The 352-nt window shown below is 50.6% G+C and carries 1 protein-coding gene; it reads right to left on the bottom strand.

What is annotated here, in order from left to right:
- Positions 1 to 352: hypothetical protein (locus C7H79_RS18230; RefSeq protein ID WP_197714686.1), on the bottom strand; the 352-nt coding region annotated here is incomplete at both ends.

Below are 352 nucleotides of genomic sequence, written 5' to 3'. Positions count from 1 at the left end.
TTGGCGTGCAACACCGTCATATCGCAGCCAATATGAACAATCGATTCGGTCAGAAGGATGTACCTCATTAGGCTCCACCTCGAACCTCCACGACTGTCCATCCATTCCTGGGTCATCACCAGGAACCAACCAGCCGGAAGCCTCCGCACCCTCGAATAATTGCGTTAGAGCGTTTTTCAATCGCTTCAAGGCAATCTGCATTGGCAATTGCAAGACGTCTTTGCTCAGTCTAGTTACCGCATCATCAATGCTGCTTGCCATATCAGCGGTGGAAATCAGCTTTCTCAAACTGTCCTTAACCGGTGCGCTGGTTAATGAATCGCGGAAAACGAACAGACCGCCGCCAGAGAAC

The sequence above is a fragment of the Nitrosomonas supralitoralis genome (genome assembly GCF_003011925.2).
GTDB classification, from domain to species: Bacteria; Pseudomonadota; Gammaproteobacteria; order Burkholderiales; family Nitrosomonadaceae; genus Nitrosomonas; species Nitrosomonas supralitoralis.
Note: the sequence above shows the minus strand (reverse complement) of the source record. Positions and strands in the feature narration are given on the sequence as shown.